This window comes from Xanthomarina arctica (genome assembly GCF_014638915.1).
In the GTDB taxonomy this organism is placed as follows: Bacteria; Bacteroidota; Bacteroidia; order Flavobacteriales; family Flavobacteriaceae; genus Xanthomarina; species Xanthomarina arctica.
The window spans coordinates 422,417-445,641 of record NZ_BMFQ01000002.1; the positions used below are offsets into that span (position 1 = coordinate 422,417).

Here is a 23,225-nt window from a genome sequence, read left to right on the forward strand (position 1 = left end):
ATGTATATAGCTCAAGCTTTTAATGTGTTGCACGATTGGTGGCGATATTTAGTTGGATTAATCATTATAGTTATTGCTGTTGTAATTGGTCAGATTCCATTTACAGTTGCTGTTTTTATGAAAGCCATTAGCAACGGGGACAGTATTTTTGGTCTGGATGAAACCCAAATGATGGGGATGTTGGAATCCAATCTCAATTTGTTTTTAATGCTTTTATCTTTTGCTATCGGGTTAGTAGGTTTATTTCTTGTTGCAAAATTCCTTCACAAACAAAGCATCACATCTTTAACTACAGCTAGAACTAAGATAGATTGGAAACGAATTTGGTTTGCTTTTTTACTATGGGGAGTTGTTAGTACTGGTTTTATTATGCTTGATTACTATTTGACGCCAGAAGATTATGTTATAAATTTTGAATTGCAACCTTTTTTAATTCTATGTGTCATTGCAGTTGTTTTAGTACCATTACAAACCAGTTTTGAAGAATATCTGTTTAGAGGATATTTAATGCAAGGAATTGGTGTTTTAGCCAAGAATAAATGGGTTCCTTTAATAACAACGTCGTTTGTTTTTGGAATGTTACATATAGCAAATCCGGAAGTCGAAAAACTGGGTTACGTTATTATGGTTTATTATATTGGAACAGGATTATTTTTAGGAATAATGACTCTAATGGATGACGGTATGGAATTAGCTCTTGGTTTTCATGCGGCTAATAATTTATTTACTGCTTTATTGGTCACAGCAGATTGGACAGCTTTTCAGACACATTCCGTTTTAAAGGATATGTCGGAACCCACTTCGGCAAGCTTTACAGAGATTTTTATGCCAGTTTTTATAATTTTTCCTTTGTTGTTATTCATTTTTTCAAAGAAATATAATTGGACTAATTGGAAAGATAAATTGTTTGGTTCTGTGGAAGAGCCTCTTCTTGAAACAATACAAGTTGAACCTACAAGTGAAGATAATAACCTTTTAAATTAAAAAATTTTGATTCCAGATTTCGATAAAGTACACAATAAGTTTAAATTAAATAATGGAACCTATTCTCATGAAGATTTAAAGGAAGTAGCTTACAGTTTTATTAAAGAAGGAGAGCCTTTTGAAAGAGAACTTGGTATGTTCTTATCAGATTGGTTAGATTCTAAAGATTATATAAAAACCCAAACTTCTGGTACTACAGGGAAACCAAAAACCATAAAGATTAAAAAACAAGCCATGGTTTATTCTGCCATTGCTACTGGTAATTATTTCGATTTAAAACCGGGTGATACCGCTTTGCATTGTTTGCCAACGCAATTTATTGCTGGGAAAATGATGTTGGTTCGTGCTTTTATTTTAGGTCTTGAAATTGATATTATTGAACCAACAACCCTTTTGCATTTTAATACCGAAAAGCAGTACGATTTTTGTGCCATGATTCCTATGCAATTGCAAAGCAACCTAAAAAAACTCAATAATATTAAAAAGATAATTGTTGGGGGAGCTCCTTTGTCTTCTAAACTTGTATCTGAACTACAAACTTTAAAAACGGAGGTTTATGCTACTTATGGCATGACAGAAACGGTCACTCATATTGCTGTTAAAAAAATAAATAATTTTACAAATAGTCACTCTAACCCAATAGAAAGCTCTTATTACGAAACACTTCCGAATATTAAAATTTCCCAAGACAAGAGAACATGTTTGGTAATTGATGCGCCAGAGCTATCCGAAAACCAAATAATTACGAATGATATGGTTAAATTACATTCAAAAACATCTTTTGAATGGTTGGGAAGATTTGACAATGTGATTAATTCAGGAGGAATTAAATTTTTCCCTGAGCAAATTGAAGAAAAATTAAAAGCTAAGATTCAAAATCGCTTTTTTATTGCCTCTGAAACAGATGAAAAGTTAGGAGAGAAGCTTATTCTTATAATAGAAGCAGAAAATAATAAGTTACCAACCACCGTTTTTGAAGGTTTGGATGCTTATGAAATTCCAAAGAAAATCTACGCAATTTCAAAATTTTTAGAAACTGATTCTGGAAAAATTCAGCGTTTGCAAACCTTAGCATCGATATAAAAAAAATGCCTTCTAATTTTTTAGAAGGCATTTTTTTAAACCTGAATGTTTTCTATACCTGAATAACTCCCAAGTTAAATTTTTTCTCAATAGGAGCGTGGTTTGCTGCTTCAATTCCCATGCTAATCCATTTTCTAGTATCTAATGGATCTATAATGCCATCGGTCCAAATTCTAGAAGCTGCATAATATGGAGATACTTGTTTGTCGTAACGATCTTTTATTTTATTGAACAACTCGTCTTCTTTTTCTTTGGTAATCACTTCACCTTTCTTTTTTAGAGAAGCTGTTTCAATTTGCAATAATACTTTTGCGGCACTATTACCACTCATAACAGCTAGTTCGGCACTTGGCCAAGCAACTATTAATCTAGGGTCGTAAGCTTTTCCACACATAGCATAATTTCCAGCCCCATAACTATTACCTAGTATAATTGTGAATTTTGGTACCACGCTATTACTAACAGCGTTTACCATTTTAGCACCATCTTTAATGATACCACCATGTTCGCTTTTGCTTCCAACCATAAAACCAGTGACATCTTGCAAAAACACTAAAGGTATTTTCTTTTGGTTGCAATTGGCAATAAAACGGGTAGCTTTATCAGCACTATCATTATAAATAACACCTCCAAATTGCATTTCCCCAGATTTGGTTTTTACTAATTTTCTCTGATTTGCAACAATTCCAACTGCCCAACCATCAATTCTAGCATATGCTGTTATAATTGTTTTTCCATAACCAGCTTTGTATTCATCAAATTCAGATTTATCTACTAAACGCTTAATAATTTCGTACATATCATATTGATCTGCACGAGATTTAGGAAGAATACCATAAATATCTTCTGGATTTTCTTGTGGTTTTTTAGAATCGGCTCTATTAAAACCAGCCTTATCGAAATCGCCTATTTTATCAATAATATTTTTAATTCTGTCTAAAGCATCTTTATCATCTTTTGCTTTATAATCTGTAACCCCAGAAATTTCGCAATGAGTTGTTGCGCCACCAAGGGTTTCGTTATCTATAGATTCACCAATAGCCGCTTTAACTAAATAACTTCCAGCTAAGAAGATACTTCCGGTTTTATCAACTATCATGGCTTCGTCGCTCATAATTGGTAAATAAGCTCCTCCAGCAACACAACTTCCCATAACTGCGGCAATTTGGGTAATTCCCATACTACTCATAATGGCATTGTTTCTAAAAACACGTCCAAAATGTTCTTTATCAGGAAATATTTCATCTTGTAGTGGCAAATAAACTCCAGCAGAATCCACTAAATAAATTATAGGCAATTTGTTTTCAATTGAAATTTCCTGAGCCCTTAAGTTCTTTTTTCCAGTAATAGGAAACCACGCTCCAGCTTTTACTGTGGCATCATTTGCTACAACAATACATTGTCTTCCCTTTATGTAACCAATTTTTACAACAACGCCTCCAGAAGGGCATCCACCATGTTCTTCGTACATATCTTCTCCCGCAAAAGCCGCAATTTCAATACTGTCTTTTTTAGCATCCAATAGGTAATCAATGCGCTCTCTGGCAGTCATTTTACCTTTGGAATGATGCTTTTCAATGTTTTTAACTCCTCCACCAAGTTTAACTTGGGCAAATCGTTTTTTTAAATCGGATACTAAAAGTTTATTGTGATCTTCGTTTTTGTTGAAGTTAATGTCCATATAAATGATGTTTGCCGCTAAAATACAAAAGTTGTTAGTCTCGTGAAAGAGCTAAACTCATTATTGCTAAATCAAATTATACTACATGGAATTAGTTTCCTTGGAAACTAATTATTTTTATTGTACATTTGTATTCTAATTATATAACTATTTAAAATGAAAAAAGATAAAATTATTTTTTACACCGCTACTGGATTGCTTAGTGTCATATTATTGTATTCAGTAAGTATGTATTTTTTTAATCATGAAGCTGTAGCAGCCATGTTTACTAATTTTGGCTATCCAACCTATATTATTTATCCATACGCCGTATTAAAATTATTAGGTCTAATAACTCTATGGATTCCTAACTTTAAGGTTTTAAAAGAATGGGCTTATTCTGGTTTCTTTTTCGCATTTATTTTAGCATTTTTTGCACATGTCATGATTGGAGATGGAGAACAAGGTGCTTCAGTTGTGGCCATGGTGCTTTTATTAGTATCTTACATTTTTAATAAAAGATTAAATAAGTAAAATGAAAAAAATCATAGCCTTTGCGGGAAGCAATAGTAAAAATTCGATAAATAAACAGTTAGCTATTTATACTTCTCAATTATTAGAAAACACCTCTATAGAAGTTTTAGATTTAAACAATTATAATTTACCTCTATTTGGTGTAGATTTAGAAAAGGAAGAAGGAATTCCAGAAAATGTTCACATGTTTTTAGATAAAATTAGAGAAACAGATGGCATCATTATATCTTTAGCAGAGCACAATGGAGCTTATTCATCTGCTTTTAAAAATTTGTTTGATTGGATGTCGAGAGCAGAACAAAAAACATTTATGAATAAACCCATGCTTTTAATGGCTACATCTCCAGGAGCAAGAGGAGGAGCGTCTGTTTTAGCTATGGCAATTGATAGATTTCCAAGACATGATGCTCAAATAATTGCAGATTTTTCCTTCCCTTCTTTTGGAGCAAACTTTGCTGAAGGAAAGATTATTAATGAGGAGTTAAACAAGGATTTAAAAATGAAGGTTGAACAATTTAAAAACGCTTTGTAACAATGAAAATAGAACATGAAGATAACGGTAAAAAAGGAAAATTCTATATTTTAGTAGATGGGAAACAAGAAGCTGAAATGACTTATGTATATGTAGGTGATGATAAAATAAATATAGATCATACTGAGGTGTCAGATAAACTTAAAGGTCAAGGTATTGGATATAAGTTAATAGAAGCTTCAGTAGAATTTATGCGAGATAAAAATCTAAAAACAATTCCAACTTGTTCCTATGCTAAAGCTGTATTTGAGAAGAAAACGGAATATTCAGATAGATTAGCTTAAGATTATGGGAGATATTTCAAAAGATTTAAACACGTCGTTTCCAAACAATAAGGTAAAAGCTTTATTGAATATTATTTATACTGGAAATTTGATTAATAGCCATCAAATTGCATTTTTTAAACCCTTCGGTATTTCTCCACAACAGTATAATATTTTGAGAATATTAAAAGGTGCAGGAGAGGCTATTAAAGTGCAGACTATTAAAGAAAGGATGGTGGAAAGAGCGCCTAATGCTACTCGTTTAATGGATAAGTTATGTGCTAAAAAACTGATTGAACGAATCCCATGTCCTGAAGATAGAAGAGTGGTTCACATTGAAATAACTCCAGAGGGTATCGAATTATTAGAAGAAATAGCTAAAAATTTTAAAAACGATTTATTAGAAAATTTAACCGAAGAAGAAGCATCTCAACTTAGTGACTTACTAGATAAAATTAGATAGCTTTTTTTAATGAAATATTTTCCATGGAAAATAAATAAAGACGCAGATTATGAAAACAATAGTACATAAAGCAGATAGCAGAGGGCAGGTGAATCATGGATGGTTGCAAGCCAATCATTCGTTTAGTTTTGCAAATTATTTCGATAAAGATAAAATGCAATTTGGAGCATTGAGAGTTTTAAACGATGATGTTATTGCTCCCAAAATGGGTTTCGGAACTCATGCACATGATAATATGGAAATTATAACCATTCCGTTGAGTGGTATATTAAAACATAGAGATAACATGCATCAAGATTGGCAACAAGTTTTGCCAGGAGAAGTGCAGGTTATGAGTGCTGGGACAGGAGTAGAGCATTCTGAAATTAATGGTTCGGTAGATGAGCATTTAAGTTTGTTCCAGATTTGGGTGATTCCTAATAAGCAAAACGTGGAACCACGATATGGTCAAAAAAGATTTCAAAAGGAAGATCGAAAAAACAAATTGCAGATTTTAGTTAGTTCTATAGATGAAAATCATGAAGGAAGTTTAAAAATAAATCAAGATGCCACAATTTCACGTATCGATTTAGATAATGGTAAATCTTTTGAATATCAATTTAAAAATAAGAATCATGGGGTATATGTCATGACTATTTTTGGAAATATAACTATTGAAAATGAAACTTTAGAGCTAAGAGACGCTATGGGTATTTCGGATTCTGAAAATTTTGTAATCCATGCAAATGATAATTCAGAATTATTGTTCATTGAAGTTCCATTGCATTAAATTTTTTTTTAATAGAAATAATTAAGCACCTTTAATAGGTGCTTTTTTTAGTAAAATCACGATATTTGTGTTTACTAACTATCAAAACGAAATTTATATTATGTCAATGAATAAAAATACGGTTTTAGCATGGGCTACCTCGATTATGATTTTTGTGGGATTAGCACTGATTGCTCTAGGAGCTTTTAGATATGATGATGTTGCTGGCTGGGGATTTGCCGCAGTAGGAGTCGGATTTTTTGCTATAGCTTGGGTGTTTAATGCTTTAAAAGGAAGAATGTAATGAGCGACGATAAAAAAGTAATTTTCTCAATGTCTGGTTTAACCAAGACATATCAAAGTGCAAACACACCAGTTTTAAAAAATATTTATTTAAGTTTCTTCTATGGAGCTAAAATTGGAATTTTAGGTCTCAACGGTTCTGGAAAATCAACTTTACTTAAAATTATTGCAGGAATTGATAACAATTATCAAGGTGATGTTGTTTTTTCTCCTGGATATACAGTTGGTTATTTAGAGCAAGAACCTAAGCTGGATGAAACCAAAACGGTTATGGAAATTGTAAGAGAAGGAGCCGCTGAAACAGTTGCTATTCTTGATGAATACAATAAAATTAATGACATGTTTGGTCTAGAAGAAGTTTATAGCGATTCAGATAAAATGGAAAAGCTAATGAACAGACAAGCTGTTTTACAAGATCAGATTGATGCTTCAGATGCTTGGGAATTAGATACAAAATTAGAAATTGCCATGGATGCCTTAAGAACTCCAGATGGTGATAAATTAATTGGAGTACTTTCAGGAGGAGAAAGACGACGTGTAGCTTTATGCAGATTATTATTACAAGAACCAGATGTTTTATTATTGGATGAGCCTACCAACCACTTGGATGCGGAATCTGTACATTGGTTAGAGCATCATTTAGCCCAATATAAAGGAACTGTTATTGCTGTAACGCACGATAGATATTTCTTGGATAACGTAGCAGGTTGGATTTTAGAATTGGATAGAGGGGAAGGAATTCCTTGGAAAGGAAATTATTCATCTTGGTTAGATCAAAAATCGAAACGTATGGCTCAAGAAGGGAAAACAGCTTCTAAGCGTCAAAAAACATTAGAGCGAGAGCTGGAATGGGTAAAACAAGGTGCTAAAGGAAGACAAACCAAACAAAAAGCACGTTTAAAAAATTACGATAAATTATTAAGTCAGGATCAAAAACAATTAGACGAAAAACTGGAAATTTATATTCCAAATGGACCTCGTTTGGGAACAAATGTTATTGAAGCCGTTGGCGTTAGTAAAGGTTACGACGATAAATTATTATACGATAATTTAAACTTTAATCTACCTCAAGCTGGAATTGTAGGAATTATTGGCCCGAATGGAGCTGGAAAAACTACAATCTTTAGAATGATTATGGGTGAAGAAACACCAGACAAGGGCGAATTTAAAGTAGGTGAAACTGCTAAAATTGCTTATGTAGATCAAGCACATTCTAATATTGATCCAGAAAAATCTATCTGGCAAAATTTTAGCGATGAGCAAGAATTGATTATGATGGGAGGAAAGCAAGTTAACTCTCGCGCTTACTTAAGCCGATTCAATTTTAGTGGGAGTGAGCAAAATAAAAAAGTTAAAATGCTATCTGGTGGAGAACGTAACCGATTGCATTTAGCCATGACTCTAAAAGAAGAAGGTAACGTATTACTTTTGGATGAACCAACAAACGATTTGGATGTAAATACGCTTAGAGCTTTGGAAGAAGGTCTAGAGAACTTTGCAGGATGTGCAGTAGTCATATCTCACGATAGATGGTTTTTAGATAGAATTTGTACACATATTCTTGCGTTTGAAGGAAATTCAGATGTGTATTTCTTTGAAGGAAGTTTTAGTGATTACGAAGAGAATAAGAAACAACGTCTTGGTGGAGATTTAATGCCAAAACGAATTAAATACAGAAAATTAGTTAGATAGTTTTCTAATATTTTGATATAAAAAAAGCCTCGAATTTTCGAGGCTTTTTTTATTTTAGGTTATTACTTTTCATATAAATGACCTGAACCTAATGTATAATTATCAACATCAATGTTTTCTATAATTTTGTAGTTCTTATCAAACTCTTCTATTTCTTTACTCCATTGTTTTTCAGGCGTTATAGTATATAAATACTTTTTTGTTTTAATAGCAATTAGTAAAACTATCATATTGAATATTGCTAAAAAGATAACTGTTTCCATAAAATTATTTAATGATTATCATACATGTGGCCATCAGTAAAATCCTTATAATCTTTGTTATCTTGTTCACTGTCTATAGTAAAGTTTTCGCTTAATTCATGACTTTCTTTTTTTAACTTATAAGATTTTCTCCAACCTAAAATTAAGAGAATCAAGAAAAAAAGTACTGAAATCGATAATGCCAAAACAATACTTGATTGTTCTATAAGCAGAAAGGAAAGAAATTCCGTTAGAAATAATACTTGCGACATTGTAGGTACTTGATTTGGTTAATAGCTTTCCAAATATAAACATTTTTTTTAACTAAACAACTAGTTATTAAAACCCTAAGTGGCTAATACCAATCCAATTGAACAACTTCAATTTTCCTATTGCCCTTGTTTACTAACGATTTAAACTTTTTTACATCACTAAATCCGTCAGTACCTTTATAATGATATGGCAATACTATTTTAGGTTTAAAATCTAATACAGCACTAGCAGCACTTTTTACAGGCATGGTGTATGGCAAATTCATGCAAATAAAAGCGATGTCAATATTTTTTAATTGACGCATTTCAAAAGTGTCTTCTGTATCTCCAGAAATGTAAATGCGTTTTTTATTAATTGTTAAAATATAACCTATCCCACGATTTTTAGGATGGTATTTTTTTGCCTCTTCACGAATATTATACATGGCAACACCTTCAAAATCTAAAGACATTTTTGAAGTAGAAAAATTATTACTGACACCACTAAATAATGTGTTGAAATTTTTCAATAATGAAGCTGGCAATTTTGCTTTAACTGCTGCCGGACCAATAATTTGGGTATTTGGAGTGTTTATAGCTTCTAAAGTTTTTACATCTAGATGATCTCCATGAATGTCTGTGATAAAAATAAAGTTAGGGGCTTTAAAATTTTTAAAGGCTTCTTTTCCTCCAACTGGATCTACATAAATCGTTGAGTTATTATACTCTATAACCAAGGTTGCATGTTCAATAGGACTAAATTTAATGTCGTTTTTTGTAAAACTGTTTTCCTTATTTGAAACTGGTTTCTTGTGCTTTTTTACTACAGGCTTTTTAACAGGCTCGGGCGGGACAACCTTAATTTCTTCAATAATAACAGAATCTACTAAAACGGAATCAATAACAATTTCTGGTGGAATAGAATCTTTGATTATAATATTTTCAATTTCTATTTCTTGTTTTTTTGATTCTTTTTTACAGCTAATTATGAAAACTGAAATAAATAATAATGTGAAAATTTTGACTTTCATGGTTTTAAGTATTTGGGGAATAAAATTAAAAATTATATATAACTTAACTAAATCTATTTTTTAAATCTTCAACAACTAATTCAATTTGTTTATTTTTTGCTTGAATTTCTAAGCGTATTGCAGGTGCTTGTCTTACTTCACAATCCTTTATTGCACAACGTTCGCAAGTAACACCAACATCTTGTTTTAGAATTTTAGTATGGGCTAAAAAATTTAATTTCTTTTTAAGTTGTTTGTCTATTAACAAACCAATACTAATACTTCTAAAATAATGCTCTCTAAATGGATCTTTTGTTGCCGAAGATAATATTAAATAACTCATATTATCACTGGGGTAATTCGAAATTTGCATATCGAAAATATGATCTTTTTTTGAAGTACTTATTTCCTTTAAAACATTTAAAGAAACCCAACGTCTACAATAATGCTCGTTGGTTTCGTTGGCAGTAGGTGAATGTTGATGAGATAAATGTAATTCCTTCTTTAAATGAAATTTTTCTGAATCTTTTCGATGTGTAAAACGTAAAAAGAATAGATTTTGGATGTTAAATTCTTCTGGTAATATGTTGGTTAAGCGTTGGTAAAATGATTCAGGCGAAGCATTAAAAGACTGGATGATATCAAGAAATAAGTTTTCATCAAATGTTTTCTTACTGAATAAAGAATTCAGTTTTTGAGTTAAAATCTCTTTTGGTAATATTAAGGCGCCAGCAAAATATGATGCGTAAAAATTATTAAGAACTTGATCAAAATTTTCAAATTTAATCCATGAAAAGGTATAAAGGCGCTCTTTATATTCTAAAAAATTATAAGCTAATTCTTTAGCATAGATAAAAGTTCTTTGTGCTTCATCCATTCTATTTGCTAGAAGCAATGTTTTTGTTTTTGGTACAAAAACGGAACGTAGATTATCCAAAGCTTGATGTTTATCGAGTTCGGTTTGATTGATTGTATAACCAAATTCTTCAATAAGAATCTCTTCTAATTCTGTTGATGTTATAGGTTGCATTAAATCTATTTGATAAGCTTTTGCAAATGCTAAAACGCTTTGCTCAATATCATCAAAATAATTATTATTTGCTTCTTGAAAAGAACGAACTGAGGCAAGATAAAAACTCTCACGACTGAAATTGTAATTTTGAGCTATTTCTATAATAGTACTAATAAAAGCATTGACTTTTGCTGGTGCATTCGCCACTATATCTATTAAATTACTTTCCTTTATTCCAAAAAGCTCTAAAGGTATTTCCTTAAGTATTTTGGATTTTAATATTTCACCAATGGGAGCTAAGTTCTTATCTAATTTTAAAGAAACCATTTGATCATATGGAATATCTAATTTTTCAGAAAGAATAGATATTTTATCAGGTTTTGGATATTTTTTTCCTTTTTCAATTTCATTTAAATAAGACTTTGATAAACCAGAAAGTTTTGATAATCCAAAAAGTGATAAATTCTTTTCAGAGCGCTTCTGCTTTAGTTTTAATCCAAAAATAAGTTTAATGTATTCTTCTTCCATAAAACAAAGATAACTTTTTTTGCGTACTTATCTATTTTGCGAATTTTGATATTTAGCGAACGTTCGCTTGTTTTTCTAAAATGTTTGTTTTATCATTGTAGAAGAAAAATAATAACAACATGGAAAACACATTATTAGTTCAATCAAAAATTCAATTCTCAAAAGCGGTTACCAATTATTACCCTGAAATTTTAACTGATGAAGCATTAGAATTTATAATGGCGTTACATGAAAAATTTAATGATAGTAGATTGGAATTATTAGAATCAAGAAAAAAGCAACAAGCATTTTTTGATAAAGGTAATTTTCCAGATTTCCCTACAGAAACTAAAAACATGAGAGAGTCAGAATGGGTTGCAGGTTCAATTCCTAAAGACTTATTGGATAGAAGAGTTGAAATAACTGGTCCTGTTGACCGAAAAATGGTAATTAATGCCCTTAATTCTGGAGCCAAAACTTTTATGGCAGATTTGGAAGACAGCAATGCGCCAACGTGGAAAAACAATATTGAGGGACAGCAGAATTTAATGGATGCGAATAAAAAAACAATTTCGCTTTTGGATTCTAAACGAAATAAATCTTACGAATTAAACAAAGACACAGCTGTCTTATTAGTTCGCCCAAGAGGCTTGCATTTAAATGAAAAACATCTATTAATTAATAACGAAGAAATTTCAGGAAGTTTATTAGACTTTGGGTTATATGTGTTTCATAATACTAAAACATTATTAAAAAATCACACTGCCCCATATTTTTATCTTCCAAAATTAGAACATTATTTAGAAGCTCGCTGGTGGAATCAAGTTTTCGAATTTGCACAAGATTATTTAAATGTTCCAAAAGGTACTTTTAAAACAACAGTTTTAGTGGAAACCATTACTGCAAGTTTTCAATTAGACGAAATTATCTTCGAACTAAAAGACCATATCGTAGGTTTAAACTGTGGAAGATGGGATTACATTTTTTCATATATAAAAAAATTAAGAAATCACCAAAATTTTATAGTCCCAAATAGAGATCAAGTAACTATGACTTCACCATTTATGGATGCGTATTCTAAGCTAGTTATACAGCGTTGTCATAAAAGAGGTGTTTTAGCTATTGGTGGAATGGCGGCTCAAATTCCTATTAAAAATGATGAATATGCTAATATCATTGCTATGGAAAAAGTGAGAGTGGATAAAGAAAGAGAAGTTAAAAATGGGCATGATGGTACTTGGGTTGCCCACCCTGCATTAGTAAATGTTGCACTTCAGGAATTTAATAAATACATGCCTACAGAAAATCAACTACATGTTAAAAGGGAAGATGTACAGGTAACAAAAGAAAATTTACTTGAAATCCCTAAAGGAACAGTAACAGAAGGAGGCCTTAGAAAAAACATTAATGTTGGAATTCTTTATATGGAAGCTTGGCTTCGTGGACATGGAGCCGTGGCATTATATAATTTAATGGAAGATGCCGCAACAGCGGAAATATCTAGAACTCAAATTTGGCAATGGCTTAAAAATGAGGTGGTATTAGAGGATGGCAGAAAACTCAGTTTAGAGCTTTATATGGCCATTTTTGATGAAGAAATTGAAAAAATCTTAACCGAAGTAGGTGAACAAAATATAGAAAACACCAAATTCGAATTAGCTATAAAATTATTTGATAAACTCGTATTGTCAGACAATTTCGAAGAATTTTTAACAGAATCTGCTTATCATTATATATAACAAAAAAAACCCTGCGAATGCTCGAACATTCAACAGGATCTAATTATTAAAAATTTAATAACGTATCACAAAATTATGAAAAATTTATCAAACAGCAATTATAGTTCTGCTCTACAGACTGTAAAAGATCTTAAAGAAAAGTACGGTAACACTTGGAATGCAATAAATCCTGAAAGTGCGGCTAGAATGGTTACTCAAAATCGATTTAAAACAGGTTTAGATATCGCAAAATATACGGCTGCCATCATGAGAGAAGATATGGCTGCATACGATGTGGATTCTTCTAATTACACGCAATCTTTAGGTTGCTGGCATGGTTTTGTGGCACAACAAAAAATGATTGCGGTTAAAAAACATCATAAAACAACAAGTAAAAAATACCTATATCTTTCTGGTTGGATGGTGGCGGCCTTACGTTCAGAATTTGGACCTTTGCCAGATCAATCCATGCACGAAAAAACAGCTGTTCCTTCTTTAATAAAAGAAATTTATGATTTTTTACGTCAGGCGGATGCTATAGAATTAAATGATTTATTTAAAAGACTTGAAAAAGGTGAAGACGTTCAATATCAAATTGATAATTTTGAATCACACATAGTTCCAATTATTGCCGATATTGATGCCGGTTTTGGAAATGAAGAAGCCACTTATTTGTTAACAAAAAAAATGATTGAAGCTGGCGCTTGTGCCATTCAAATTGAAAATCAAGTATCTGATGCAAAGCAATGCGGACATCAAGATGGGAAAGTTACAGTACCTCATGAAGATTTTATAGCCAAATTAAACGCTATTAGATACGCCTTTTTGGAGTTGGGAGTTGACGACGGAATCATCGTAGCTAGAACGGATTCTGAAGGCGCAAGTTTAACTCAGAAATTACCTGTAAGTCAGAAACCTGGAGATTTAGCCTCTCAATATTTAGCTTTTGTAGAAGCAGAAGAAATAGCCATTACTGATGCTAAAGAAGATGATGTTCTTCTTAAAAGAGATGGTAAACTGGTGAGACCAGTTAGATTAGCAAATGGTTTATATAAATTTAAAGATGGCTCTAATATTGATCGTGTGGTTTTAGATTGTATTACAAGTCTTCAAAATGGAGCAGACCTGTTATGGATAGAAACACCAACACCTAATGTGAAGCAAATTGCACATATGGTAAACAGAGTTAAAGAAGTAATGCCTAATGCAAAATTGGTTTACAATAACTCTCCATCATTTAACTGGACCTTAAATTTCCGTAATCAAGCCTATGAAGAGATGCTTGCCGAAGGAGAAGATATGACTGCATACGATAGAAATAATTTAATGGATTCACTATATGATGGGTCAGAATTATGCCATCGTGCTGATGAGAAAATTAGAACTTTCCAAAGTGATAGTGCTAAAGAAGCAGGTATTTTTCATCATTTAATTACGTTGCCAACCTATCATACAACAGCTCTTCATATGAACGATTTAACCGAAGGTTATTTTGCTGAAGAAGGCATGTTAGCTTATGTGAAGGGAGTTCAGAGAAAAGAAATTAGAAAAGGTGTTTCTTGTGTGAAGCATCAACGCATGGCGGGTTCCGATTTGGGCGATGCCCATAAAACCTTCTTTGCTGGCGATAAAGCTTTAAAAGCTGGTGGCGAAAACAACACCTCAAATCAATTTGAAGTTAAAACAAGTGAGCCTAAGCGCGAACTTGTTTTAGATAAATAAATCTAATTTATAAATTGAGGAAGGCAACATGTACGCATGTTGCCTTTTTAAATTTATCATTTTATACAAGTTTTTTAATCATTACTTATAACTATGTAGTGTCGATTCTATTTTTCGTTCTTTTGGAAACAAAACTATATTTATATGGATGCAGATGGCATTCTAATCAATAAATTTAAATTATTAAATTAATAAAAAATAAATGAAAGGCAGAAAATTATTAATGATTCCTGGTCCTATAGAATTTGAACCAGATGTATTACACGCCATGAGCATTCCTACTGATAGTCATGTCTCACCTGATTTTATTGAGATTTTTGGAAACAGCTTGGAGCTCATGCGAACCGTATGGAAATCGCCAAAAGGGCAACCATTTATTGTTGCTGGAACTGGAACCCTATCCATGGATATGGCAGTTGCTAACCTGATAGAACAAGGAGATAATGTATTAGTTATTTCAACTGGATATTTTGGGAAACGATTTAAAGATATTTTGGAGCGTTATGGAGCAAATACCACTATTTTAGAAGCTCCAATTGGTGAAACAGTAAGTCTTGAGGCAATTGAAGAGGAACTGAATTCCAAACAATACAAAGCCTTAACTATGACCCATGTAGATACATCTACAGGAATATTGGTGGAACCGAAATTTATTGCGGCCTTAGCCAAAAAATATAATACATTAAGTATTCTAGATGGTGTATGCTCGGTTGCAGGTGAAGAAATAAAACAAGATGAATGGGGACTTGATGTGGTCTTAACAGCATCTCAAAAGGCCATCGGTGTTCCGCCAGGACTTGCGCTTTTAATAGCTTCTGAAAAAGCGATAGAAGTATGGCAGAATAGAAAAACACTTGTAAGTAATTACTATGCAGATTGGAATAATTGGTTACCAATAATGAAAGCTTACGAAGAAAGAAGACCTTCATATTTTGGAACACCACCAGTTAATTTGATTGTGGCTTTAGAAACTAGCTTGAAAATTATAAGTAAAGAAGGTATGGTCAAGCGCATAAATAGGCATCAAAGTTTAGCAAAGGCTTTTAGAGCAGGAATTGCTGCATTACATTTAGAGATACTACCAAAATCAAATAAAATAGCAGCCAACACTTTAACAGCAATTTACTATCCTAAAGGTATAGATGGCGCAAAATTTAGTGCAAAAATGATTGAAAATAATATCATTATTGCAGGCGGATTGTTGCCAGAAATAAAAGCAACTTATTTCAGAATTGGTCATATGGGATCGGTTTCTTCAAACGATCTGATCTCAGTATTAGGTGCTTTAGAACGTACTTTATTAGAATTGGGGCATTCAATGGAAGCAGGAAAAAGCATTCAAGCATTTCAAAATGAACTTTTAAAAATAAATGAGTATAATCTTTAACTAAAAAAATACGTTTCATATTTTGAAACGTATTTTTTATAACGGATATTCCATTTTAATATCACAACGTTTATAGTGACAATCAGCTTCTACTGGAACTTCAAAAAAACCATGTTTTTTATAAATATAAATAGCGTTTTCAAGTTTTCTACTTGAATAGAGAACCAGACGTTTAAATTGGTTTTCCTTGGCGTAATCTAAACAATGATGCATCAGTTTCTGACCAATTTTAAGTCCGCGAAACTCTGGCGAAACAGCCATTTTAGTAAGTTCAAAAGAACCTTTTTCTAGCATAGGCATCATCGCAACGGTACCAATTACTTGTTTGTTTAACAAGACAAAAAAGATAAAACCCCCTTTGTGTATAATGTGTTTTTCAGGATTGCTTAAAACCTCTTCATCAAACGGTTCAACATAAAAATAGGTTTTTAACCATTCAATATTTAATTTATAGAAATCTTTGGAATAAGCTTCATTAAATGGAATTATTTCTATTCGCATTGGCTCTTATAAAATCAGTTATTAAATAGGTAATAAGTTTACCAATTTGTGCTTCGGTTTCGGGAGTAGGAGCGGCTTCGCAAATATGTAAATAGGTTGCATTGCTATCTTTTCCAAAAAAGGAAACAAATTGTCTGGTTTCATTCACACTAAAACCACTTGGAGTCATGGCACTACTAGGAATGTTTTGTATGGCATCGCAGTCTATTTCAATTCCGAAGGGATGGTCTGAAACAAAATTTAGTGCCTGCGACATTTCTTTTTTAAATTTTAATTCTTTTCTAACTACAATGGATTCGAACGTATTGTAAGCTATAGTTTTAATACTGTCAAGAGTTTTGAAAATATTTAAGGATGTGTAATTTTCATGCAAGCCAAAAATGAAATATTTTCTTAGAAATCCTTCAGAAAAAGCGTAAGAAAAACCATTACCACTATGTCTCCCTTCTTCTTTTCTGAAATCTGAATGTGCATCGAAATTAACAACATTCATTCGAGAATCTAGTGCTAAGGAACTACCTTTTAAATTACCATAAGCATTGTTATGACCACCACCAATAATAATTGGTTTTTTACCTGCCTTAATTATTTGATAAACGAGGTTTGAAACTTCTGTATCAATTTTAGAAACTAATTTTCTGGCTTTCGCAACATCTTTTGGAACACTTTGATCGAGTTTAGTTAGTTTTTTTAAAAAAGATTCACAGTTTAAATGACCTAAAATCAAAACTTTATCTGGATGAGTAAAAGCATTGTCTTGGATATTTAACAAAACTTTAATTGTAGCTTCCCAAGTAGCGGAAGTGCCTGGTTTGCCGTAATTTGCGAAAACTCCTACGTCTTCGGGCAAACCAATAATTACGTAATCGACGTCCAAAACTTTAAGTTCTTCGTATATATTGGAAATGTTTGAAAGCATTTTTATGCGTTCACCAAATTTGGATTCTGCTGGTCTTTTTTTAAGAAGCTTTTTTAAACTAGCGTTATTAAATAAAATAAGTTTGTCATCCATTTTTGAAAATCGTTTTAAAGTGTTAAAATTACATCTATTAAACTAAAGAAACTAAAACTAATTTTAAATTAAACAAATTACAATGGAAAATAACAATAGTAACAATATGGGATTGAAAGTAGCTTTGGGTATAGCCTTAGTGCTATTTTTAGGGGCTGCTTTTTATTCTTTCGATTTATTAAAAGACAAAAAAGAGACTGAAGCTCAGTTAACAGAAGAAAAACAATTAGTAATGAAGGACCTTAGCAATATGGCGAAACAATACGATATTGTTATTGGAGACAATGAAATTGCAAATGCAGATTTAGTTGAAGCTAAAGCACGTATTCAAGGATTAATTGACTCTTTAAGTATTTCTGATACAAATGTGAAAAGTTTATGGAGATATAAGTCTAAATACTTAGCGCTTCAAAAAGAAATGGACTTTTTATTGACTGAAAATGACAAGTTAAAAATTGAAAACTCTTTATTAGCTACGTCTTTAGATAGTACCAGAGTTCGTTTAGAAGAACGTACTATGTTTACTGATTCTTTAATGGTTCAAAACTTAGCATTAGTTGATGTTGTTGAAAATGCGGCTGTTTTAACAACAGTTGGACTAAAAGGATTTGGAGTAATCGAAAGAACTGCTGGAAAATTAATTCCAACAGAAAGAGCAGGACGATCTGATAAAATTAGAGTTTGTTATACAGTTGCTAAAAATGGTTTAGTGCAAGCTGGAGAACAAGAATTATATGTTCAAGTTATTGACCCTAAAAATAATACCTTAGGTGTAAATGAGCAAGTTCAATTTGGAGAACAAACATTAAATTATAGTTTAGTGAGTAAATTTAATTACGAAAATGCAAATTTAAATATTTGTGAATTCGTAACTCCAGGTGAAAATGGATTTGAAAAAGGACGTTATACAGTGAATGTATTTAACGAAAAAGATTTAGTGTCAACTACTGAGTTCACATTAAAATAATAATTGTTATGATTAGTTAATATCCATAGAGCTAATAATAACAAAAACCCGAAAGTTTCGACTTTCGGGTTTTTTATTTACGATATATTCTGAATACGAGCTTTACGAATTTTCCAAATGGTTTCAAAACCATGGGGAATAGATTCCTCAATAGTCTATTGTTTTAAAAATACTTGGTGTTTGTTAACTTTATAACTTCCAATTTGTAATGGACTAATGGTTTCTTCATCTAAGATGGTGTTTTAAAATAATTTTAGACTTTCAATGCTTCTGGTAAGGTCTAAATTTTATTCCCAAACTTTAAAAGTTCAGCAGGTAATTCTTCATTTGAAAAAATAGAACTTTTATATAATTTGTCCATTTATAATGACATTATCAATATGATTTTCACCAAAGGCATAAGGCATAAAAGCATAGCTTGGTATCTCTTTGGTTATAATCAGGTTGGCTTTCTTTCCCTTTGTAATACTTCCGTACATGGTCCCAATGCCCATAGCATAAGCTCCATTTATGGTAGCAGCATTTATTGCTTCTTCTGGAGTCATTTTCATTTTAATGCAAGCTGTACTAATAACAAAATTCATATTGCCACTAGGGGTAGAACCTGGGTTATAATCTGTTGCTAAGGCTAGTGGAAGTCCTGCATCTATTATTTGTCTTGCAGGCGTATAAGGAATGCTTAAAAAATAGGAGCAGGAAGGCAAGGCAACAGGCATTGTTGCGCTGTTTTTTAGAACATCAATATCTTCTATGTTCATTTCTTCTAGATGATCTACAGAAAGAGCCTCGTATTTTACACCAACACCAACACCCCCAAAAGCATTAAATTGATTGACATGTATTTTAGGGATTAAACCATGTTCTTTTCCTGCTTTTAAAATCCGTTCGGTATCTTCTAAATCGAAATAGCCTTTTTCGCAAAATACATCTATGTAGTTTGCTAATTGCTCTTTAGCAACTTCGGGAATCATTTTATTTATAACTAAATCAACAAAAGCCGTTTTATCATTTTTATATTCTTTAGGAATAGCATGCGCAGCTAAAAGAGTTGCTCTTACCTTTAAAGGAAATTCCTTTTTTAACCTTTTTATTACACGAAGCATTTTTAATTCGGCATCCACTGTTAAGCCGTATCCCGATTTTATTTCAATAGCTCCAGTACCAAGTTTTATAACTTTTTGCAAGCGTTTTGCAGATTGCTGGTATAAATCTTCTTCAGAGGTATTCTGAAGTTTTTCGGCCGAATTTAGTATACCACCACCACGATTAGCAATGTCTTCGTAGCTTAACCCGTTTATTCTATCTACAAACTCTTGTTCCCTATTTCCAGAATAAACAATATGTGTATGAGAATCGCACCAAGTTGGAAGCACCATTTTTCCAGTGGCATCTATAACCTGATCTGCATCTAGATTTTGGATATCGTCCATGGAACCATAATCCACAATGGTATCGTGATCAATTAAAAGATAGGCATTTTTAATACTAGGCAGTATTTTCATATCCTTTCCTTTTACTACTGAAATGTGTGAATCCCTAACTTGAAGGAGTTCTTTAATGTTTTTTATTAATAGAGACACAATGTTATGTTTTTTTCAAAGTTCCGCATTTTTTCTGAAAATAAAAAAGCGCTAACAAAAAGATGTTAGCGCTTTAGAAATTTATTACGTAAAAAAGTTATTCTTTTATAAATTTATAAGTTTCATTTAAATCGTCAAGTTTTAAGACATAAAGACCTTTCTGAAGTTTAGAAACATCTAGAGTTTCGTTAGAATTCAAAGATTGTTTTAGCACTTCTTTTCCTAAAACATCAAAAACAGATACATTAACAGTTTCAGAAGTTAATCCTTTAAAATTAATAAAATCTGAAGTTGGGTTAGGGTAGATGGTTAAAGAATTATTTGCAAATTCTTGGATACCAACTGTTGGGATGTCATTTAAAAAGATAACAAGATTATCTTGTAGATAGCTTATTCCAGCTATGTCAAGATCACCATCATTATCAAAATCTTCAATTGAAATAGAAAAACCTGTACTAGTATTATCGTTAATTATAATTTCATCATCAAAACCACCAGTTTCATTGCTTGGAAACCAAATGTAATCAGCATTCGTTGCACGACCGTTAGTTATAACAAGATCATTATATCCGTCATTATTTATGTCGGCTGCTACTGCGGCGGCAGTTCTTGTAATAGACGTTGCAAGTGTGGTCTCCGTAAAGGTTGTGCTGGTCCCACTACTATCATTAGTATACCAAGCAATATTTGGATTTCCAGCACCAGGATTGTTATCAGATTTTAAGATGTCCAAATTGGAATCATCATTGATATCTGCAAAAGAAACAGTCCATAAATAACCATTTCCAGAATCCACGTTATTTGTGTAGGCAACAAAAGGTACATTTCCACTACCATCCAAACCGTTAGGAATAAGTTCATTATCGTATAACTTAATCTCGCCATTATCAACAAATGCGACAACGGCATCTAAATCACCATCACCATCATAGTCTGCAAGATCTATGGATCCAGGACCACTACCTGCTGTTACCGGAACTAAATAACGAAGAATTCCAAAAGTGCCATCTCCATTTCCTAAAAAGTACATCACACTATTGCCTTCATATGCAAGAACAATTATATCAAGATATCCATTAGCATCATTATCAATATTACCAGTCATGACCATTCCCGCTCCACTTATTCCAGTTGCAATTGTTACCGCTGGTTGAAAGGTTTCGTCTCCATTGTTTTCGAACCAAACCAAATTAGCATTTACATAACTAGTAGCAAGAATATCTTCGTTACCATCACCATTTAAATCAGCAATGGCGACACTTTCAACATAAGATAAAGCATTAGGACCTGTCGCACTAAGTATAATTCCTGAAGCAAAGGTGGCATCACCATTATTTTTATACCAAACAACTTGGCTTCCTGAATCAGTTCCTATAACAAGATCTAAATAAGCATCGTTATTTAAATGCCCAGAAGCAACTGAATAAGGTTCCGCACTAGTAGATCCATCTATTACAGATTTAGTGAAATTTTGAGAGAATATCATGTTACTTAAAAAAAGTATAGATAGACAAGTAAGTAAAGTTTTTTTCATATTTGATATTTTATATTTGTGCTAATATATTGATTATATTTTATTTACAAGTTATTTTATAGTGCCAACCATATCTTCAGGTTTCACCCAAGCATCATAATCTTCGGCAGTTACATACCCTAAATTAATGGCTTCTACTTTTAATGTGGTGCCATTTTTATGAGCTGTATTGGCTATTTCAGCCGCTTTATAATATCCAATTTTGGTATTAAGAGCGGTAACAAGCATTAAAGAGTTGTTTAATAATTGTTTAATAACTTCGTGGTTTGGTTCTATTCCTTCGGCACAATGTTCGTTAAAACTCCTACAAGCATCTCCTAATAATTGAGAAGACTGTAACACATTGGCAGCCATCATTGGTTTAAAGACATTTAATTCATAATGACCTTGAGTTCCTCCAACTGTAATAGCCACATCATTACCCATTACCTGAGCGCAAACCATGGTTAAAGCTTCACATTGAGTAGGGTTAACTTTTCCAGGCATAATAGAACTTCCAGGTTCATTTGCTGGAATATTAATTTCCCCAATTCCTGAACGTGGTCCGGAAGCCATCATTCTGATATCGTTTGCTATTTTATTTAAAGAAACGGCTAATTGCTTTAAAGCACCGTGTGTACCAACTAAGGCATCATGAGCAGCTAAAGCTTCAAATTTATTTTCAGCAGTTACAAATGGTAAATTGGTAAATTTAGCAATGTATTCTGCTACTAAAACATCATAACCTTCAGGTGTGTTTAAACCTGTTCCAACAGCGGTTCCTCCTAGAGCCAATTCAGCCATATGTGGTAAGGTGTTTTGAAGGGCTTTTAAACCATGGTCTAATTGAGAGACATATCCAGAAAATTCTTGACCAAGGGTAAGTGGTGTGGCATCCATTAAATGCGTTCTTCCAATTTTAACTACATTTTTAAACTCAGTTGATTTATTATGTAATGTATTTCTAAGTTGAATTACGCCATGCATGGTGTTTTCTACAATTTTCTTGTAGATGGCAATGTGCATGCCCGTTGGAAACGTATCATTTGATGATTGCGATTTGTTAACATCATCATTTGGTTGAATGGCTTTTTCGCCTTCACCAATAATTTTTCCAACAAGTTGTTGTGCTCTATTGGCAATGACTTCATTGACATTCATATTACTTTGCGTTCCAGATCCCGTTTGCCAGATAACTAATGGAAATTGGTCGTCATGTTTTCCTTCAAGAATTTCATCGCAAACTTGAGCAATTAAGTCGCGTTTTTCTTCTGAAAGTACGCCTAAATCACAATTAGTATAAGCAGCTGCTTTTTTTAAATAAGCAAATCCATAAACTATTTCTAAAGGCATTGAGGCAGGAGCTCCAATTTTAAAATTATTTCTTGAGCGTTCTGTTTGTGCTCCCCAAAGTTTGTCAGCAGGCACTTTTACTTCGCCCATGGTATCTTTTTCTATTCTAAAACTCATGATTCTAATACGGATTGATTGTTATACAAATTTACGATTTTATGACTAAATTATTTAACAGTTAGACAGTT

At 32.3% G+C, this 23,225-nt stretch carries 23 protein-coding genes; 13 read left to right on the forward strand and 10 right to left on the reverse strand.

Translation table 11 applies throughout. The annotated features are described in order from the left end of the window. Positions 1–984 carry a CPBP family intramembrane glutamic endopeptidase gene (locus tag IEV77_RS08135; protein ID WP_188463660.1) on the forward strand — a complete coding sequence of 328 codons (984 nt, stop codon included), beginning with the start codon at positions 1–3 and terminating at the stop codon, positions 982–984. 6 nt (positions 985–990) lie between these two features. Then, positions 991–2,067, forward strand: coding sequence for an AMP-binding protein (locus IEV77_RS08140; RefSeq protein WP_188463662.1), 1,077 nt, complete (start codon positions 991–993; stop codon positions 2,065–2,067). A gap of 52 nt (positions 2,068–2,119) precedes the next feature. Here IEV77_RS08140 and IEV77_RS08145 read toward each other — a convergent pair whose 3' ends face one another. Further along, positions 2,120–3,748, reverse strand: a complete 1,629-nt coding sequence (locus IEV77_RS08145) for an acyl-CoA carboxylase subunit beta (protein WP_188463664.1) — start codon at positions 3,746–3,748, stop codon at positions 2,120–2,122. A 156-nt stretch (positions 3,749–3,904) separates the two neighbouring features. On the opposite strand from IEV77_RS08145, the gene IEV77_RS08150 reads away from it, so the two are divergent. The 7 genes from IEV77_RS08150 (at position 3,905) to ettA (ending at position 8,262) form a co-directional block, all read left to right on the forward strand. Next, positions 3,905–4,261, forward strand: a complete 357-nt coding sequence (locus IEV77_RS08150) for a DoxX family protein (protein ID WP_188463666.1) — start codon at positions 3,905–3,907, stop codon at positions 4,259–4,261. Between the two features lies 1 nt (position 4,262). Then, entirely contained in the window at positions 4,263–4,793 is a 531-nt protein-coding gene (locus tag IEV77_RS08155) for an NADPH-dependent FMN reductase (protein ID WP_188463668.1), read from the forward strand. A 2-nt stretch (positions 4,794–4,795) separates the two neighbouring features. Continuing rightward, entirely contained in the window at positions 4,796–5,077 is a 282-nt protein-coding gene (locus tag IEV77_RS08160; RefSeq protein ID WP_188463670.1) for a GNAT family N-acetyltransferase, read from the forward strand. 4 nt (positions 5,078–5,081) lie between these two features. Next, the gene (locus IEV77_RS08165) at positions 5,082–5,519 is read left to right on the forward strand and encodes a MarR family winged helix-turn-helix transcriptional regulator (protein WP_188463672.1); all 438 of its coding nucleotides are present in this window, start codon (positions 5,082–5,084) and stop codon (positions 5,517–5,519) included. Between the two features lie 49 nt (positions 5,520–5,568). Beyond that, complete coding sequence (locus IEV77_RS08170; protein WP_188463674.1) at positions 5,569–6,288, forward strand: pirin family protein; 720 nt, start codon at positions 5,569–5,571, stop codon at positions 6,286–6,288. Between the two features lie 100 nt (positions 6,289–6,388). Next, complete coding sequence (locus IEV77_RS08175) at positions 6,389–6,571, forward strand: CAL67264 family membrane protein (RefSeq protein WP_188464823.1); 183 nt, start codon at positions 6,389–6,391, stop codon at positions 6,569–6,571. Beyond that, the gene (gene ettA / locus IEV77_RS08180; protein WP_188463676.1) at positions 6,571–8,262 is read left to right on the forward strand and encodes an energy-dependent translational throttle protein EttA; all 1,692 of its coding nucleotides are present in this window, start codon (positions 6,571–6,573) and stop codon (positions 8,260–8,262) included. The genes IEV77_RS08175 and ettA overlap by 1 nt, the downstream gene beginning before the upstream one ends. A gap of 62 nt (positions 8,263–8,324) precedes the next feature. Here ettA and IEV77_RS08185 read toward each other — a convergent pair whose 3' ends face one another. From IEV77_RS08185 to IEV77_RS08200, 4 genes are all read right to left on the reverse strand, one after another. Further along, positions 8,325–8,525: a hypothetical protein gene (locus IEV77_RS08185; protein ID WP_229736618.1), complete on the reverse strand. Its 201-nt coding sequence runs from the start codon at positions 8,523–8,525 to the stop codon at positions 8,325–8,327. An 8-nt stretch (positions 8,526–8,533) separates the two neighbouring features. Beyond that, positions 8,534–8,776: a hypothetical protein gene (locus tag IEV77_RS08190; protein WP_188463680.1), complete on the reverse strand. Its 243-nt coding sequence runs from the start codon at positions 8,774–8,776 to the stop codon at positions 8,534–8,536. A gap of 83 nt (positions 8,777–8,859) precedes the next feature. Continuing rightward, the gene (locus IEV77_RS08195) at positions 8,860–9,786 is read right to left on the reverse strand and encodes an MBL fold metallo-hydrolase (RefSeq protein WP_188463682.1); all 927 of its coding nucleotides are present in this window, start codon (positions 9,784–9,786) and stop codon (positions 8,860–8,862) included. Between the two features lie 43 nt (positions 9,787–9,829). Further along, positions 9,830–11,305, reverse strand: coding sequence for a helix-turn-helix domain-containing protein (locus tag IEV77_RS08200; RefSeq protein WP_188463684.1), 1,476 nt, complete (start codon positions 11,303–11,305; stop codon positions 9,830–9,832). 119 nt (positions 11,306–11,424) lie between these two features. Between IEV77_RS08200 and aceB the strand changes: the two genes are divergently transcribed. The 3 genes from aceB to IEV77_RS08215 all read left to right on the forward strand — a co-directional run bounded on the left by aceB (position 11,425) and on the right by IEV77_RS08215 (position 16,111). Next, entirely contained in the window at positions 11,425–13,023 is a 1,599-nt protein-coding gene (aceB, locus tag IEV77_RS08205; RefSeq protein ID WP_188463686.1) for a malate synthase A, read from the forward strand. Positions 13,024–13,098: 75 nt separating this feature from the next. Further along, the gene (locus tag IEV77_RS08210; protein WP_188463688.1) at positions 13,099–14,724 is read left to right on the forward strand and encodes an isocitrate lyase; all 1,626 of its coding nucleotides are present in this window, start codon (positions 13,099–13,101) and stop codon (positions 14,722–14,724) included. A gap of 202 nt (positions 14,725–14,926) precedes the next feature. Then, positions 14,927–16,111, forward strand: coding sequence for a pyridoxal-phosphate-dependent aminotransferase family protein (locus IEV77_RS08215; protein WP_188463690.1), 1,185 nt, complete (start codon positions 14,927–14,929; stop codon positions 16,109–16,111). Between the two features lie 36 nt (positions 16,112–16,147). Here IEV77_RS08215 and IEV77_RS08220 read toward each other — a convergent pair whose 3' ends face one another. Then, positions 16,148–16,612: a GNAT family N-acetyltransferase gene (locus tag IEV77_RS08220; protein WP_188463692.1), complete on the reverse strand. Its 465-nt coding sequence runs from the start codon at positions 16,610–16,612 to the stop codon at positions 16,148–16,150. Next, the gene (locus tag IEV77_RS08225; RefSeq protein WP_188463694.1) at positions 16,587–17,624 is read right to left on the reverse strand and encodes a formimidoylglutamase; all 1,038 of its coding nucleotides are present in this window, start codon (positions 17,622–17,624) and stop codon (positions 16,587–16,589) included. Before IEV77_RS08225 ends, IEV77_RS08220 begins: the two co-directional genes overlap by 26 nt. Before the next feature lie 82 nt (positions 17,625–17,706). On the opposite strand from IEV77_RS08225, the gene IEV77_RS08230 reads away from it, so the two are divergent. Continuing rightward, positions 17,707–18,591, forward strand: coding sequence for a DUF8428 domain-containing protein (locus IEV77_RS08230; RefSeq protein ID WP_188463696.1), 885 nt, complete (start codon positions 17,707–17,709; stop codon positions 18,589–18,591). A 344-nt stretch (positions 18,592–18,935) separates the two neighbouring features. Here the strand turns inward: IEV77_RS08230 and hutI are convergent, their stop codons facing one another. From hutI to fumC, 3 genes are all read right to left on the reverse strand, one after another. Continuing rightward, entirely contained in the window at positions 18,936–20,171 is a 1,236-nt protein-coding gene (gene hutI / locus IEV77_RS08235) for an imidazolonepropionase (protein ID WP_188463698.1), read from the reverse strand. A gap of 97 nt (positions 20,172–20,268) precedes the next feature. Beyond that, positions 20,269–21,705 carry a T9SS type A sorting domain-containing protein gene (locus IEV77_RS08240; protein WP_188463700.1) on the reverse strand — a complete coding sequence of 479 codons (1,437 nt, stop codon included), beginning with the start codon at positions 21,703–21,705 and terminating at the stop codon, positions 20,269–20,271. Positions 21,706–21,756: 51 nt separating this feature from the next. After that, positions 21,757–23,154, reverse strand: coding sequence for a class II fumarate hydratase (gene fumC / locus IEV77_RS08245; RefSeq protein WP_188463702.1), 1,398 nt, complete (start codon positions 23,152–23,154; stop codon positions 21,757–21,759). Positions 23,155–23,225 lie beyond the last annotated feature (71 nt).

What these genes read in the sequence shown, in the direction of transcription:
- IEV77_RS08135 (WP_188463660.1), top strand. Translation starts at nt 1, where the DNA reads ATGTATATAGCTCAAGCTTTTAATGTGTTGCACGATTGGTGGCGATAT.
- IEV77_RS08145 (WP_188463664.1), bottom strand. Translation starts at nt 3,748, where the DNA reads ATGGACATTAACTTCAACAAAAACGAAGATCACAATAAACTTTTAGTA.
- IEV77_RS08150 (WP_188463666.1), top strand. Translation starts at nt 3,905, where the DNA reads ATGAAAAAAGATAAAATTATTTTTTACACCGCTACTGGATTGCTTAGT.
- IEV77_RS08155 (WP_188463668.1), top strand. Translation starts at nt 4,263, where the DNA reads ATGAAAAAAATCATAGCCTTTGCGGGAAGCAATAGTAAAAATTCGATA.
- IEV77_RS08160 (WP_188463670.1), top strand. Translation starts at nt 4,796, where the DNA reads ATGAAAATAGAACATGAAGATAACGGTAAAAAAGGAAAATTCTATATT.
- IEV77_RS08165 (WP_188463672.1), top strand. Translation starts at nt 5,082, where the DNA reads ATGGGAGATATTTCAAAAGATTTAAACACGTCGTTTCCAAACAATAAG.
- IEV77_RS08170 (WP_188463674.1), top strand. Translation starts at nt 5,569, where the DNA reads ATGAAAACAATAGTACATAAAGCAGATAGCAGAGGGCAGGTGAATCAT.
- IEV77_RS08175 (WP_188464823.1), top strand. Translation starts at nt 6,389, where the DNA reads ATGTCAATGAATAAAAATACGGTTTTAGCATGGGCTACCTCGATTATG.
- ettA (WP_188463676.1), top strand. Translation starts at nt 6,571, where the DNA reads ATGAGCGACGATAAAAAAGTAATTTTCTCAATGTCTGGTTTAACCAAG.
- IEV77_RS08185 (WP_229736618.1), bottom strand. Translation starts at nt 8,525, where the DNA reads ATGGAAACAGTTATCTTTTTAGCAATATTCAATATGATAGTTTTACTA.
- IEV77_RS08190 (WP_188463680.1), bottom strand. Translation starts at nt 8,776, where the DNA reads ATGTCGCAAGTATTATTTCTAACGGAATTTCTTTCCTTTCTGCTTATA.
- IEV77_RS08195 (WP_188463682.1), bottom strand. Translation starts at nt 9,786, where the DNA reads ATGAAAGTCAAAATTTTCACATTATTATTTATTTCAGTTTTCATAATT.
- IEV77_RS08200 (WP_188463684.1), bottom strand. Translation starts at nt 11,305, where the DNA reads ATGGAAGAAGAATACATTAAACTTATTTTTGGATTAAAACTAAAGCAG.
- aceB (WP_188463686.1), top strand. Translation starts at nt 11,425, where the DNA reads ATGGAAAACACATTATTAGTTCAATCAAAAATTCAATTCTCAAAAGCG.
- IEV77_RS08210 (WP_188463688.1), top strand. Translation starts at nt 13,099, where the DNA reads ATGAAAAATTTATCAAACAGCAATTATAGTTCTGCTCTACAGACTGTA.
- IEV77_RS08215 (WP_188463690.1), top strand. Translation starts at nt 14,927, where the DNA reads ATGAAAGGCAGAAAATTATTAATGATTCCTGGTCCTATAGAATTTGAA.
- IEV77_RS08220 (WP_188463692.1), bottom strand. Translation starts at nt 16,612, where the DNA reads ATGCGAATAGAAATAATTCCATTTAATGAAGCTTATTCCAAAGATTTC.
- IEV77_RS08225 (WP_188463694.1), bottom strand. Translation starts at nt 17,624, where the DNA reads ATGGATGACAAACTTATTTTATTTAATAACGCTAGTTTAAAAAAGCTT.
- IEV77_RS08230 (WP_188463696.1), top strand. Translation starts at nt 17,707, where the DNA reads ATGGAAAATAACAATAGTAACAATATGGGATTGAAAGTAGCTTTGGGT.
- IEV77_RS08240 (WP_188463700.1), bottom strand. Translation starts at nt 21,705, where the DNA reads ATGAAAAAAACTTTACTTACTTGTCTATCTATACTTTTTTTAAGTAAC.
- fumC (WP_188463702.1), bottom strand. Translation starts at nt 23,154, where the DNA reads ATGAGTTTTAGAATAGAAAAAGATACCATGGGCGAAGTAAAAGTGCCT.